Source organism: Nodularia chucula CCY0103 (genome assembly GCF_963923915.1).
Taxonomy (GTDB): Bacteria; Cyanobacteriota; Cyanobacteriia; order Cyanobacteriales; family Nostocaceae; genus Nodularia; species Nodularia chucula.
The window spans coordinates 76,977-90,199 of record NZ_CAWUOL010000006.1 but is presented as its reverse complement, the minus strand read 5'-3'; the positions used below and the strand labels follow the sequence as shown (position 1 = coordinate 90,199).

16 protein-coding genes are annotated in these 13,223 nt (G+C 39.6%); 9 read left to right on the top strand and 7 right to left on the bottom strand.

Going from position 1 to position 13,223, the window contains the following annotated elements; all coding sequences use genetic code 11:
* Positions 1-139: 139 nt before the first annotated feature.
* On the bottom strand, positions 140-1,000 hold the full coding sequence (locus ACM0OP_RS03705; RefSeq protein WP_414527038.1) for an alpha/beta hydrolase: 861 nt from the start codon (positions 998-1,000) through the stop codon (positions 140-142).
* Positions 1,001-1,230: 230 nt separating this feature from the next.
* Complete coding sequence (gene gatA, locus ACM0OP_RS03700) at positions 1,231-2,688, bottom strand: Asp-tRNA(Asn)/Glu-tRNA(Gln) amidotransferase subunit GatA (RefSeq protein WP_414527037.1); 1,458 nt, start codon at positions 2,686-2,688, stop codon at positions 1,231-1,233.
* Between the two features lie 347 nt (positions 2,689-3,035).
* Between gatA and ACM0OP_RS03695 the strand changes: the two genes are divergently transcribed.
* From ACM0OP_RS03695 to ACM0OP_RS03685, 3 genes are all read left to right on the top strand, one after another.
* A complete protein-coding gene (locus ACM0OP_RS03695) occupies positions 3,036-3,857 on the top strand; it encodes an SDR family oxidoreductase (protein WP_414527036.1) in 822 nt (273 codons plus the stop codon).
* Between the two features lie 98 nt (positions 3,858-3,955).
* Complete coding sequence (locus ACM0OP_RS03690; protein ID WP_414527035.1) at positions 3,956-4,198, top strand: hypothetical protein; 243 nt, start codon at positions 3,956-3,958, stop codon at positions 4,196-4,198.
* A 44-nt stretch (positions 4,199-4,242) separates the two neighbouring features.
* Positions 4,243-4,860 (top strand): hypothetical protein, encoded by a 618-nt coding sequence (locus ACM0OP_RS03685; RefSeq protein WP_414527034.1) that lies wholly within the window; start codon positions 4,243-4,245, stop codon positions 4,858-4,860.
* A 96-nt stretch (positions 4,861-4,956) separates the two neighbouring features.
* On the opposite strand, the gene ACM0OP_RS03680 is transcribed toward ACM0OP_RS03685, so the two are convergent.
* Together ACM0OP_RS03680 and ACM0OP_RS03675 are read right to left on the bottom strand one after the other, a co-directional pair.
* The gene (locus tag ACM0OP_RS03680; protein WP_414527033.1) at positions 4,957-5,319 is read right to left on the bottom strand and encodes an aspartyl protease; all 363 of its coding nucleotides are present in this window, start codon (positions 5,317-5,319) and stop codon (positions 4,957-4,959) included.
* Positions 5,316-5,633, bottom strand: coding sequence for a hypothetical protein (locus ACM0OP_RS03675; protein ID WP_414527032.1), 318 nt, complete (start codon positions 5,631-5,633; stop codon positions 5,316-5,318). Before ACM0OP_RS03675 ends, ACM0OP_RS03680 begins: the two co-directional genes overlap by 4 nt.
* 367 nt (positions 5,634-6,000) lie before the next feature.
* Between ACM0OP_RS03675 and ACM0OP_RS03670 the strand changes: the two genes are divergently transcribed.
* Positions 6,001-6,357: a hypothetical protein gene (locus ACM0OP_RS03670; protein WP_414527031.1), complete on the top strand. Its 357-nt coding sequence runs from the start codon at positions 6,001-6,003 to the stop codon at positions 6,355-6,357.
* A gap of 210 nt (positions 6,358-6,567) precedes the next feature.
* On the top strand, positions 6,568-7,305 hold the full coding sequence (psb32, locus tag ACM0OP_RS03665) for a photosystem II repair protein Psb32 (RefSeq protein ID WP_414527030.1): 738 nt from the start codon (positions 6,568-6,570) through the stop codon (positions 7,303-7,305).
* Positions 7,306-7,387: 82 nt separating this feature from the next.
* Here the strand turns inward: psb32 and ACM0OP_RS03660 are convergent, their stop codons facing one another.
* From ACM0OP_RS03660 to ACM0OP_RS03650, 3 genes are all read right to left on the bottom strand, one after another.
* Positions 7,388-7,771 carry a DUF4346 domain-containing protein gene (locus ACM0OP_RS03660; protein ID WP_414527029.1) on the bottom strand — a complete coding sequence of 128 codons (384 nt, stop codon included), beginning with the start codon at positions 7,769-7,771 and terminating at the stop codon, positions 7,388-7,390.
* A gap of 81 nt (positions 7,772-7,852) precedes the next feature.
* Complete coding sequence (locus ACM0OP_RS03655; protein ID WP_414527028.1) at positions 7,853-8,548, bottom strand: potassium channel family protein; 696 nt, start codon at positions 8,546-8,548, stop codon at positions 7,853-7,855.
* Positions 8,549-8,721: 173 nt separating this feature from the next.
* Positions 8,722-10,056: a TrkH family potassium uptake protein gene (locus ACM0OP_RS03650; RefSeq protein ID WP_414527027.1), complete on the bottom strand. Its 1,335-nt coding sequence runs from the start codon at positions 10,054-10,056 to the stop codon at positions 8,722-8,724.
* A 149-nt stretch (positions 10,057-10,205) separates the two neighbouring features.
* Here ACM0OP_RS03650 and ACM0OP_RS03645 point away from each other — a divergent pair, with 149 nt between their 5' ends.
* The 4 genes from ACM0OP_RS03645 (at position 10,206) to ACM0OP_RS03630 (ending at position 13,116) form a co-directional block, all read left to right on the top strand.
* Positions 10,206-11,048, top strand: coding sequence for a methyltransferase domain-containing protein (locus ACM0OP_RS03645; protein WP_414527026.1), 843 nt, complete (start codon positions 10,206-10,208; stop codon positions 11,046-11,048).
* A 175-nt stretch (positions 11,049-11,223) separates the two neighbouring features.
* Positions 11,224-12,162, top strand: coding sequence for a homogentisate phytyltransferase (locus ACM0OP_RS03640; protein ID WP_414527025.1), 939 nt, complete (start codon positions 11,224-11,226; stop codon positions 12,160-12,162).
* A 4-nt stretch (positions 12,163-12,166) separates the two neighbouring features.
* Positions 12,167-12,640 carry a tetratricopeptide repeat protein gene (locus ACM0OP_RS03635; protein ID WP_414527024.1) on the top strand — a complete coding sequence of 158 codons (474 nt, stop codon included), beginning with the start codon at positions 12,167-12,169 and terminating at the stop codon, positions 12,638-12,640.
* 260 nt (positions 12,641-12,900) lie between these two features.
* Entirely contained in the window at positions 12,901-13,116 is a 216-nt protein-coding gene (locus ACM0OP_RS03630; RefSeq protein ID WP_414527023.1) for a hypothetical protein, read from the top strand.
* Positions 13,117-13,223 lie beyond the last annotated feature (107 nt).

The following is a 13,223-nucleotide window of genomic DNA, read 5'->3' as shown; positions in this document are numbered from 1 at the left end:
TATTTAATTCAGATGTTTTTGTGCGATCGCATGACAAACAGTCAACTTGCTAGGTAATAACAAACTAATAAAATTTATACATAAAAAATTAAATTTCAATTATTATCTCAATAGTATAAAAAATATTTTCACAAGTCCCCTACCTACCTTCAGCCAATTGCACAAAAGATTTTACCAATTCGAGATATTCTTCACCGCCCACAGTAGCTGTATTATTATGCTCTGCACCTGGGACTAAAAATAATTTTTTCGGTTCAGGAGCAGCATGATATAGTTTTTGACTCATAAAAGAAGGGACAGTGGTATCAGCAGTACCATGAATAAATAACACTGGCATTTTTAAATCTGGTACTTTTTGAATAGAGTCAAAACGCTGATTCAAGATTAAATTAACAGGAAAAATCCGAAATGCATTCTTGTAAGCTATCATCTCTTGAATAGAACTAAAGGAGCTTTCCACAATCAATCCCCTAGCTTCTGGGTTTTGGATAGCTAAATCAATAGCGATCGCCCCTCCCATAGAATGACCATAAATAAAAATTTTATCCGGGGGAATCTGCTTATCTGATACTAAGTGATTCCATGCTATGGCTGCATCCTGATAAACCCGTTTTTCATTAGGAAATTCACCTGAACTGCGACCATAGCCACGATAATCAATCAAAAGTACAGAAAATTCTAGTTTATGTAGCCGATAAGCATGACCCATATTAGCCCCAATATTGATAGCATTACCATGTAGATATAGCAACACATTACCATCAGGTTGTGTTCCTGGAATCCACCAACCATGTATTAGTTCCGTCTCACCACGATCATTTTTTACAGGTAGCCAGACATCCTCGTATAAGACATCAAAAAACTCCGGTGTTTTTTCCAATTCACTAGAAGGAAAGAAAATAAACTGAGGCTGTTTGATAAAAAGAAATAGACAGATGGCTAAGTAGGCAATGACAACAATTATTTCTATCGTCACTAGTAGATGGAAAAACAATTTCATTGAAATTAAAAGTATTTTGGGAATATATAGCGTTTCTTGGTTATAGCTGGGGAGTTACTTCGACTCCGCTCAGTAACCGGGGGAGTGGGGTAAAAGCCTTTTGGTGTCTAACTTTTATGATCAGTTTATGTCCCAACGTATACGCGTAGTGCTACGAGTAAAATACAATCACCCCTCCTCGCAACCGAGAAGGGGACTATACCCGGATGTCTCACCACCCTAGTGAGGAATCATAGTTTTGGCTGATTAATTAACCAATTAGTTGATTGTTCATAAGCATAAGCAACTTGAAATAGTTGTTCTTCTTGTAGTACCTGACCAATAAGTTGGATGCCAATGGGTAATCCCTGTTCATCAAAACCACAAGGTAAACTTAAACCGGGTAAACCTGCGAGATTGACGGGAATAGTCATCAAGTCATTTAAGTACATACTTAGAGGATCACTCACTTTTTCTCCGGCTTTAAATGCTGTGGTGGGAGCAGTGGGACAAACTAAGACATCAACTTTCTTAAAGGCATTTTCAAAGTCTTGTTTAATCAAAGTCCGGACTTTTTGGGCTTTGAGATAGTAAGCATCATAATAGCCAGCAGAAAGGGCATAAGTACCAATCATAATCCGGCGTTTTACTTCTGTACCAAAACCACTAGCACGGGTACGAGTATACATAGATAAAAGATTATCTGCATCTTCAGCCCGGAAGCCGTATTTAACACCATCGTAACGAGCTAAGTTAGCTGATGCTTCCGATGGGGCGATAATGTAGTAACTAGGTACGCCATAGCGGAAGTTGGGACAGGAAATAATATGTACTTCGGCTCCTAAACTTTGTAATACATCTATGGCTTGAGTGACAGCATTTTCTACAACTGAATCTAACCCATTACCAAAAGTTTCTTTAATTACGCCAATTCGTAACTTTCCTCTGGGTTTAAAGTCGGGTTTTAAATGGGCGGCGTAGTTGGGGATTTCTACTTGTAAGCTGGTAGAGTCTTTGGGATCATAACCTGCGATCGCATTCAAGACTATAGCAGTATCTTCCACCGACCGACCCAAAGGCCCCACCTGATCCAAAGATGAAGCGTAAGCTATCACACCATAGCGAGAAACCAGTCCATAGGTGGGTTTTATCCCCACCACACCACAAAAAGCCGCAGGTTGGCGAATGGAACCCCCGGTATCAGTCCCCAGAGATGCAACACATTCATCAGCCGCCACCGCCGCCGCCGAACCCCCAGAAGAACCGCCGGGAACCCTTGATAAATCCCAAGGATTAGCTGTCATTTGATAGGCAGAGTTTTCAGTAGAACTGCCCATACCAAACTCATCTAAATTGGTTTTGCCGATGATTATAGCCCCAGCATCAATCAATTTTTGGGTGACAGTTGATTCATAGGGCGGTACAAAATTTTCTAAAATGCGAGAGGCGCAAGTAGTAGGGATACCCTTAGTACATAAATTATCTTTAATCCCAATGGGAATCCCCGCCAACATTCCAATTTCTTCACCAGCAGCGATTTTAGCATCCACAGCTCGTGCCTGCTCTAAGGCCTTTTCTGTGGTTACGTGTAAGAAACTATGTAATTTCGGTTCTAATGCTTGAATACGGTCTAAAGCTTTTTGGGTAATTTCAACCGCAGAAATTTCTTTTTTAATTAACTGTGCGTGCAACTCGCGGATGGATGCCATGATTGCTCTCTTTATGACTCAAGTGATAGATTTTAGTACATTTTCCAGGGTACTGGGTATTGGGTGTCAGGGGCTAGGAAAACTCAGGAGTCTGGGGGGAGAAAAAATTGGCAGAAATATTTAAAGATTTTTCCGGAATTGTCTGGGCTGTAGTGGTATTACCTAATAGTACAGCGATTTATACAGAATTTTTATAACTCTTAGGGGAACTTATCCCCGCCTTGTGAATCAGAAGCCCGGTTATTATGACCGGGTTTTTGGTTTTTTGATGCGATCGCCATCTGTAGAGAGAAACGTCAAACCATCAGCTACATTACCATAAACTTAAACCATCTTAAAATCAGTTTATGACAAATGTAACAGCCTCATCTCAAGACCTAGTATTAGTTGCTGGTGCGACTGGTGGCGTGGGTCAACTTGTCACCGCCAAATTGCTAGAAAAAGGGCTAAAAGTGCGTATCCTCACCCGCAACGCCAGCAAAGCCAGAACAATGTTTAATGAACAAGTAGAAATTTCTGTGGGTGACATCCGCGACATCTCCACACTTACCCCAGCCATACAGAATATTAACTACATTATTTGTTGTACTGGAACTACCGCCTTTCCCTCTGACAGATGGGAATTTGACCCCCAACCCAACTTACTGGAATGGGGAAGAATTTTGATAGATAGGGAATATCGCCATAGCAAAGCCAAAAATTACCCAGAAAAAGTAGATGCTGAAGGTATCAGCAACTTAGTATCAGTAGCACCTCCCCAACTCAAGCGCTACATTTTCGTTTCTTCTGTGGGAGTTCACCGGAAAAATCAACCACCTTTTAATATTCTCAACGCCTTTGGTGTCCTGGATGCTAAAGAGAAAGGAGAGCAAGCCATCATTAATTCTGGACTACCCTATACAATTATTCGTCCCGGACGTTTAATTGATGGCCCTTACACATCCTACGACCTCAACACCTTACTCAAGGCTCAGACAGGAGGTAAACAGGATGTAGTAGTGGAAAGTGGTGACAACCTAGCAGGGGATGCTAGCCGGATAGATGTAGCTGCTGCGTGTGTGGAATCTATTTTTTACCCTTCTACAGAAAATAAAGCTTTTAATTTAGTTAATAAAGGCACAAGACCACCTGTAATTAACTGGGAGACAATTTTTTCTCAACTTCAGTAGTTTGTAATGAGGACTTAAGTCCTCTCTTTTTCCACAAAATCCTATTAAATCTAAACCCGTTGATTTAGTGATAAAATCCCAAATAAAGTATTAATTATATGGTTATCCCAGAACTTGAACAACAACTTCTGCAACTTTCTCCCAAAGATAAACTGCATATTATCCAACTGTTGGCACAAAGCTTGACTACAGACAATCACGATACTCGCCCAGAAGAACCAAGAAAACTTTCACAATTCTTCCGTCAATCTCCCCTATCTGAAGTTGCTGAAGAATTAGACCTCAGTAGAGATAACACTCTACCCCAAAGATTTTGCTGGGACAGGGGTTGTAATTATTAATCCTTGGTATTCAATATAAAACTTATGGCAATAATTAACTAAATATGGGCGTATTTAACAAACTCAACGAAACCCTGCAAGAGTCTAAAGAATTAATCAAAAAAAGGGTTGAAGAATATATTTCCTTTAGCTCGGAAACTAAAGAACTGACTTTGAAAAAGAAAATGGTTTTGCGTTTGTGTCAACAAGCAGAATCGAGAATTGAGCAATTAACCAGCTTAGAACCAGACGCTGAGGAGGGATTTATTGCTAAAATTTTACATAATAATATTCAAGTTAAGCTACATTTTATTCCTGAAAAAATCACTCTTAATGAAGATTCAATCACGGGAGAACTGCGCTTATTAAAAACCCCGGAATTTGAAACGGAATCGATAGTTTACCGTTACCTAATTGCTGGATGGAAAATATTTTTGGGCGGTAAAATACCCGATGGGAATTTACCCAAAGAAGTGAGAATTGAAAAGGATAGAATTTACTATACTCTGCCGCGAAATCAATTAATGCTTGTAGATGCGCTATTTCATAATCTGGAAAATGGTTCAACTTTGATGACTAATCTCAAGGAAGGGGATTTAACGATTCAAAGTGCAGTAGCTTTAAGTTGGAAGAATTTTAAGTTTCAAAATATGCTAAAATTCCTGAAACTCAAAAAGGATTAATTTCCTAATCACCAATCCGTAATCACTAGTTCCCATATGTTTTGGTGGGTGACCGGGGAAATACATTTTTAGTATTTTCCAAAGTTTTGTAAGCGATTATCCAAGTGTTAATACATTCAAAGACATATCTACTACCAAGCGTCTATCTTTTAACCATTGGCGACCAAGTAATATTTCTGGTAGTCCTTCTCCTACATGAACAGGAATATCAACATCTTGGTCATCAATTCGCACTTTACCTAAATATATATCAAATTCTGCATTTCCTTGGGCTGTGAGCATGGTTTGCTGTTCTAAATAAATCCAACCGAGTGCTTCTAAATCTTGGTTATTAATTGCTAACCACCAAGAAAAACCTGTATCAAAAAGAGCATCTACTGCTATTTCTAATCCGTCAGCAGTTATCAATTCTATTTCAAAAAATAATTCATCCTCATCACCAAATTTACCAGAAATCATATCCTACCGCATACCCCAGTTTTATTGATGCGGAAAACCTGCAACTTCACATTGGGGTATTTTGCGTGTGCTTTCTGTGCAACGATGAAAGCGTCTTTGTCGAGAAAATATTCTCCGCTTTCTGGTTCAACTGCCACATACCAGTTATAGTGAGTTTTAAGTAATTCTGGTTGTACCTGAGCAAAAATTAACTCACAGCGCTGTTTAAATGCTTGGCGTTCAGCTTTCCATTGGGCTTTCTGGGGTTCTGTCCACTGAATTTCTGGAAAAATTCTTCCCCGGTTTACTCTACGAGTTGACTTAGCTTCAGTCATAGTTAATTACTTTTTGAGCGCTATATCTATATTTTGCAACATTTCTCACTTGGTTGAGCGATCGCTATTAAAGTTCATGCAGCCCAATTTATACAAAATAATTCTGTCTGTTGCAGGACTGTCAACATCGCCTTCTCTAGAAACATATTCCTGGGCAGGTAATATGGAGGCATATCTAGGTAAATTCCAGTTGCTGCTGGGTTATATATCCATCTTACACGTTTACTAACTCTAGTCTGGATAGCTGCTAGGGATGAGTATGGGGGGCTTTAACTACAACGCTACTATCTGGGTGTACGATAGTAGCGCTTTTATCCTACTTAAGGCATAATATAATTTATGTAATTCAAAGCACCACACTTTTATTATGTTTGAACAAGTTTTAACACTAAGAAAAACTATTGAAATCGAGCTTGAAGTTGTAATTAATTTAAATCAAATACAGCGTGATCCAACAACTTTTGGTATTAATAAATCAGAAGAAGATTTTTCAGTAAATGATTTAGAAAAATATGAAGAATGTTTAGCTGAAGAAGCTACTAAAATTGCACAAAAAATAGTAGATGATAGGCTATTGTTAATTAAAAATCACGTAGAAACAAAAGCAGCAATTTACGTTTCTGAAGGCTACACTCATGAGTTAATTCATATAAATAATTGCAAGGTTGAAACCAATCATAGTGATTGGGATATTGTTGGAGAGAATAGTAATTTTGTTGATTAGCGATTTAATAGACTCATCCGCAAATCGTATAGAAAGTAAATCTAAATCTATAACCCTTACTGAATAAGGATTGCGTTTGTCTTAAGCATTTATTCTACGAAGGATTTACCTGCTGGATATACCCAAAATTGAATAGATGTGTAAATCAGGTGATTTTGACCTGGGTTGTGTAGTATTTTTGGTGCAAGGCTGTCTTAAAGAAATCATCCGATGAAAAAGATACTTAACCAAATGTTTAGTGTGAAAAAATACCTAACTTGGCTAATTGCACCGTTAGTCATGGTAATTTTAGCTTTATCGGTGTTTGTCACACCTGCATCAGCTACAGGTGTATATCAAATCCCTAGTCTCAGTGAGGGAAATAGCAATTGGGTTTTAGATCAAGGTGAAATTATTAGTCGCATCAATGAAGGTAAAATTAGCGGTGCTTTTGAGGATTTAGCTAAAAAAACGGGTAACGAAGTCAGATTTGTGACTATTCGTCGCCTGGATTATGGGGAAACACCAGAAAGTTTTACTCAAGAATTGTTTGAGAAGTGGTTCCCTACTCCCGCAGAACAGGCTAATCAAACATTGTTGGTGTTGGATACTGTGACTAATGGTACTGCTATTTTGAGTGGTGCTGAGGTGAAGCCTTTATTGACTGATGCGATCGCCGAAAGTGTACTTTCCGAAACCTTGGGTATTCCCATTAGGGACGGTAATAAATACAACCAAGCATTTACTGATGCAAGCGATCGCCTAGTTGCAGTTCTCTCTGGGGAAGCAGATCCAGGACCACCGGAAGTTAAAGAAACTGTACAGGTAGAAGGTACATTTACCAAAGCCGAAGACACTGATCAAGGTAATGCTACGGCTTGGGTAGTAGGTCTGTTAATTGCAGCTACGATTATTCCGATGGCTACTTATTTTGTTTACCAGGTGAATCAACCATCATCTGATAGCTAACTTTATCAGTTATCAGTTAACACTCAAGAGAGTTAATTGGGTTTAAGTTTCCCTCTATACGCTTTGATAACTGTTTACTGGTTCAATCTTGAATATACTCTTTCCCTGTGACTAAAGCTACCTCAGCCCGGAGAAATTCCCGACCTAAATAGGAAGCATGATCTAACTGAGTAACTGGACAGGGTTGAGTTTCTTCAAAAATTTTGACACAAATTTCCTTAGCCGTCCTTCCACTAAAAACCGTTGTGTGAGTACGTTCCACTTTCCCCTTAGCAGGAATTACCTTCCCGGTTTCCGGATCGACGGCTAAACCTTGATCATCAATCACATTTGTGAAATGCTTGGCGTAAATTAACCCTGCACTTTGATCCAAATAGATAATAAAGTATCCGCCGGTATCAAGCTCAATATAACGTTGAGAAAGCTTATTATCAATGGCGGTCAAATCTTCAAGTATTAAATCCATAGATGTCTCAAAAATCAACTTATTTCTATAACTTGTTTACACTTATATTTAAGTGTAATTCCTATCTTGCACCTATCTAATTCAAATCGGCAAGCGATTAATATCTTTGTTATGGCCAATTACTACCATTGCTGAACCACGTTCTAAGCGCTTGGTGGGTTCGGGATTGATTTTAAATTTGCCATCCTGACTCACAGCTAGTAAATTCAAGCCATAGCGGTTACGCAGTTGCAGTTCAGAAATAGTTCTACCATGAAATTCATCAGGTACAATCATCTCGACTATACTGTTATCTGGGTCAAGATCAAAGCGGTCTAAGATAGATGGTTTGGTGAGCGATCGCGCTAAAGCACAACCTGCTTCATATTCGGGAAAAACTACGTGATCTGCACCCACTCGTTTCAACAGCTTACGGTGAACTTCACTAGATGCTTTGGCTACAACATGAGGTACACCGCCCTCTTTTACATTCAAAGTGGTAATAATACTTTCTTGAATGTAGTTACCAATGGCGATGATGACCGTATCAAATTCAAAAATTCCCGCTTCTTTAAGTGCAGCTGGTTCAGTGGAGTCTAGCTGTAAAGCATGACCAACCATCTCCTCATGTAACGCATCTGATACTAGCTTTTCATCAACATCTGTGGCTAGTACTTGATAACCCAATTTGTGCAAAGTTGAACAGACTGATCTACCGAAGCGACCTAACCCAATTACCGCAAATTGGTGATTATCTCGACGTAAACTGCGAAAAAAGCCTATAGATGACAGATTCACATTTGTTATCCTTATTTTTACTCCCTGGGATCAGGGTAAAAAGCATTACACTAAAATTTGGGAAAAGTTTTAGTTTTTTGCCTACTCATTCATATTTTATCAGTTCATGTTACTGACATTGATGGATTAATTAGTTATGAATGAACACTGAATTTCCCTATCTATCCAACCAGCTATCCCACCAGTAAATTTTCTTCAGGATAGTGTACCCTACTGGGGCGAGGGTCTCCTAGTATAGCAGCCATCAGGAGTAAAACACCTACTCTTCCTACATACATGGTGACAATTAAAATCACCTTGGCTGGGATGGAAACGGTACTAGTGATACCTGTTGAAAGCCCTACAGTCGCAAAGGCTGATACAACTTCAAACAATATTTGGATAAAATTCAACGTGGGATCTGTGATGGAAATTAATATTGTCGATAACAACACCATCCCCACGGAACCAACTAAAACACCAACAGCTTTTAGAATTAAAGATATTGCTATTTTTCGTTCATATAATAAAACTTCTTCCTTACCTTGCAGAATTGATTTTGTGCAACTGGTGAGAACTCTTAATGTGGTAGTTTTGATTCCTCCTCCAGTCCCACTAGGACTAGCACCAACAAACATAAATGCAATGGTGATAAATAAGCCAGCCGTGGTCATTTGACTAATATCAATGGTATTAAAACCAGCAGTTCTGGTGGTGACTGATTGAAACCAAGCTGCTAATAGCTGGGTGAATAAATTAACTGAGCCAAATGTTTCGGGATTTTTTATTTCTATGATCAAAAATGCAACTGTACCAAGGAATAGAAGGATTAAAGTTGTGCTGGAAGCGACTTTGAAATCCAATGAAAATACTAAATTTGTGGTTTTTCTTAGCAGGCGATCGCGCAACCACAGATACACTTCTATGATTACCTGATAACCAATCCCACCAAAAATGATCAACATGGTAATAGTGAAAACCACTAATCCAGAGGACTGATATCCAATTAAATTATCTGAGAATAAACTAAACCCGGCATTATTCCAAGCCGAAATACTATGAAAAATCGCTAACCAAAGTCCTTGACTCCAGCCATAGTCAGGAACAAAAGCCGGCATAAGTAACAAAATGCCTGTAATTTCAAAAATCAAAGTTGTGGCAATAATTGAGCGGATAAGTTGAGCGCTACCTTGCATTCCCGGTCGATCTAAGGTTTGTTGAATAGCGATTTTTTGCCGCAGGTTAAATTTCCGCCCCACTAGCATAATCAGAAAGGTGGTAGTGGTCATGTACCCCAAGCCGCCAATTTGAGCTAATAGCAGAATAAACAACTGACCCCAAAAAGAAAAATCAGTCCCAGTATCCACTACAGCCAAACCAGTAACACAAACGGCAGAGGTGGCTGTAAATACCGCTACAATGGGGTCATTCCAAGTACCAGTGCTAGTAGAGAAAGGCATCATCAGCAGGATAGTCCCCACCGTGATCACAGCTAAAAAGCCCAAGCAAACTGTGCGAGAAACTGTCATAACAAGACCAATATTTACAAATTCCTCTAGGGACGATTCATGAGTTAACACCCCTGGAAGCAAAAACAATCTTATTCAATTAAAAACACACATGGTAGCCTACCAGTATGTTTATTTAAATTCCGCATTGTTTTAACACTGCTTTCGTCATGACTGAAACTCTTTACCAGCAAATACAGCAATTTTATGATGCTTCCTCTGGTCTGTGGGAACAGATTTGGGGCGAACATATGCACCACGGCTACTATGGCGCAGATGGTAGGGAACAAAAAGACCGCCGCCGGGCGCAAATTGATTTAATCGAAGAACTGCTGAAATGGGCAGAGGTAGAAACAGCAGAAAATATTCTGGATGTAGGTTGTGGTATTGGTGGTAGTTCTCTCTATTTAGCCGCCAGGTTAAATGCACAGGCTACGGGAATTACTTTAAGCCCTGTACAAGCCGCTAGAGCTACCGAACGCGCGCAATATGCTGGTTTGAGTGCTAGAACTCAATTTCAGGTCGCAGATGCTCAAGCAATGCCCTTTCCTGACGATTCTTTTGATTTGGTTTGGTCACTGGAAAGTGGGGAACATATGCCGGATAAAACTAAGTTTTTGCAAGAATGCTATCGAGTTTTAAAACCTGGTGGCAAGCTGATTATGGTTACTTGGTGCCATCGTCCCACTGATCATGCTCCCTTAACCGCAGATGAACAAAAGCATTTAGAAGAGATTTATCGGGTCTATTGTCTACCTTATGTGATTTCGTTACCAGAATATGAGGCGATCGCACGTCAATTACCATTAAACAATCTTCGCACTGCTGATTGGTCAACGGCTGTAGCCCCATTTTGGAATATTGTCATTGATTCCGCTTTTACTCCCCAAGCCCTTTTTGGCTTACTCACTTCTGGTTGGACAACTATTCAAGGCGCATTATCTCTAGGTTTAATGAGTGACGGTTATAAGCGTGGGTTGATTCGCTTTGGCTTGGTATGCGGAAGTAAGTAAGTAAGAGGCAGGGGTGCAGGGTGCAGGGTGCAGGGTGCAGGGGGGAAAAGTTCCTAGTCCCCAATACCCAATACCTAGTCCCCAATACCTAGTCCCCAATTCCCAATCCCCAATCCCCAGTCCCCAGTCCCCAGTCCCCAATACCTAGTCCCCAATCATTCATCTAAAATTTTTTATGAGTCAAATTTCTGGTCAGTCTTCTAATTTTCAACCTAATTGGCTTTATGCTTTTTGGAAGTTTTCCCGCCCTCATACGATTATTGGCACGAGTTTAAGTGTGTGGGGTTTGTATTTAATTCCTGTTGGTCTGACATCAACTAGTTTTTCACCTGTGCAACTCATTTCTGTTATGGGTGCGTGGATTGCTTGTTTGTGTGGCAATGTTTATATTGTGGGTTTGAATCAACTAGAGGATGTTGAGATTGACAAGATTAATAAACCCCATTTACCTCTAGCATCTGGAGAATTTTCTCAGAAACAAGGCCAATTAATTGTCATTATTATGGGCATTTTGGCGCTGGTAGTGGCTGGGTTAACTGGGCCTTTTTTATTGGGAATGGTGGCTTTGAGTTTGGCTATTGGTACGGCTTATTCTTTACCACCAATTCGCTTGAAGCAATTTCCTTTTTGGGCGGCGCTGTGTATTTTTTCGGTGCGGGGAACCATTGTGAATTTGGGGCTATTTTTGCACTTTAATTGGGCATTAGGCGGAACTCCGACTATTCCTCCGGCGGTGTGGATTTTAACCGTCTTTATTTTGGTGTTTACCTTTGCGATCGCCATCTTTAAAGATATCCCCGATATGGAAGGCGATCGCCTTTACAATATCACTACTTTTACCATTCAACTCGGTCCCCAAGCAGTATTTAATTTGGCGCTGTGGGTGTTGACTCTTTGTTATTTAGGAATGATTCTAATTGGGGTGCTGCGTTTTGCTGATATTAACCCAGCATTTTTAGTGATTACTCATCTAGTAATTTTAGCTGGAATGTGGATGCGAAGTTTGTCAGTAGACTTAGAAGATAAGAGTGCGATCGCCCAATTTTATCAATTTATTTGGAAACTCTTTTTTCTCGAATACATTATGTTCCCCATTGCCTGTATTTTAGGATAAAACTATGTTGGAAAATTTGAAAACAACGGATACTTTCGCCATTATTCCAGTGGCGATCGCCCTCATGATCCTTGGTTATTTCTCTTGGAAAACTTTGAATACCTCCAACTCCTTCCAACTAGGGGTAAAACTTTATGAACAAAAAGACTATCAAGGCGCAGAAGCCGCTTTTCGGAAAGTGATTTCTCTCAACTCTACTAATGATGTCGTCCGCTTGTTATTGGGAGATATTGTTAAAGACAAAGGTAAAGTAGAGGAAGCAACAGAACTATACCAAGAAGTCATTGCAAGCAGTCCCAAAAATCCAGATGCTTACTTGCGTTTAGCCAACATTTTCATAGAACAAAATCAGCCCGAAAAAGCCAAAACTAATCTGCAACAAGCACAAGCCTTATTGCAAAAACAGCGACAACCTCAAAGGGCGGAAAAAATTAGTCATTTATTAGATAAAATCACCGCTAAAATCAATAACAATTAACAACTAGCCCTGGCGACTAGAAGTCGCGGCTACACAGGGTAAACCCACCTACGTGGGTTGAAAATCCTCAGTTTCTTGTTAGTCCGCGCAGGCGGACTTCGTTTGTGTAGTAGCGAATTATATTCGCCCAAAACTTTTAAAACATCCTCTAAGATAGGGAATAATCTTTAAAGTCCCCCAGACTTGGGGGATTTAGGGAAGGGGTAGGATTTCTTTTGGTAAAAATGGCAATATGCAAGGAAAATTATGGTTAAAGAAATATGGATGGAGATAAAAAACCAGTTATATCACCAGTAAACCTGCAATCACAAGCAGAAGCGGAACTGGATATAAAGCTACGGGAACTCAAGTTTAGACAGGAACTGAGAAAAGATTGGATTTTATTTCTTGTGCGGGATGTGGTAATTTTTTCAGTGGCGATCGCTTTTGTTTTCTCTATCTGCGGCTATTCCCTTTTTATCCTGATCCACTGGTAAATTCCTTAATTAAAAGCAACAATTGCATTTTCATCAAGAGGATCAGTTTATACTTACTGAACTTTCAGAACCAGCTAAACGTCTTTCAATGTTTATCACATCTTGAT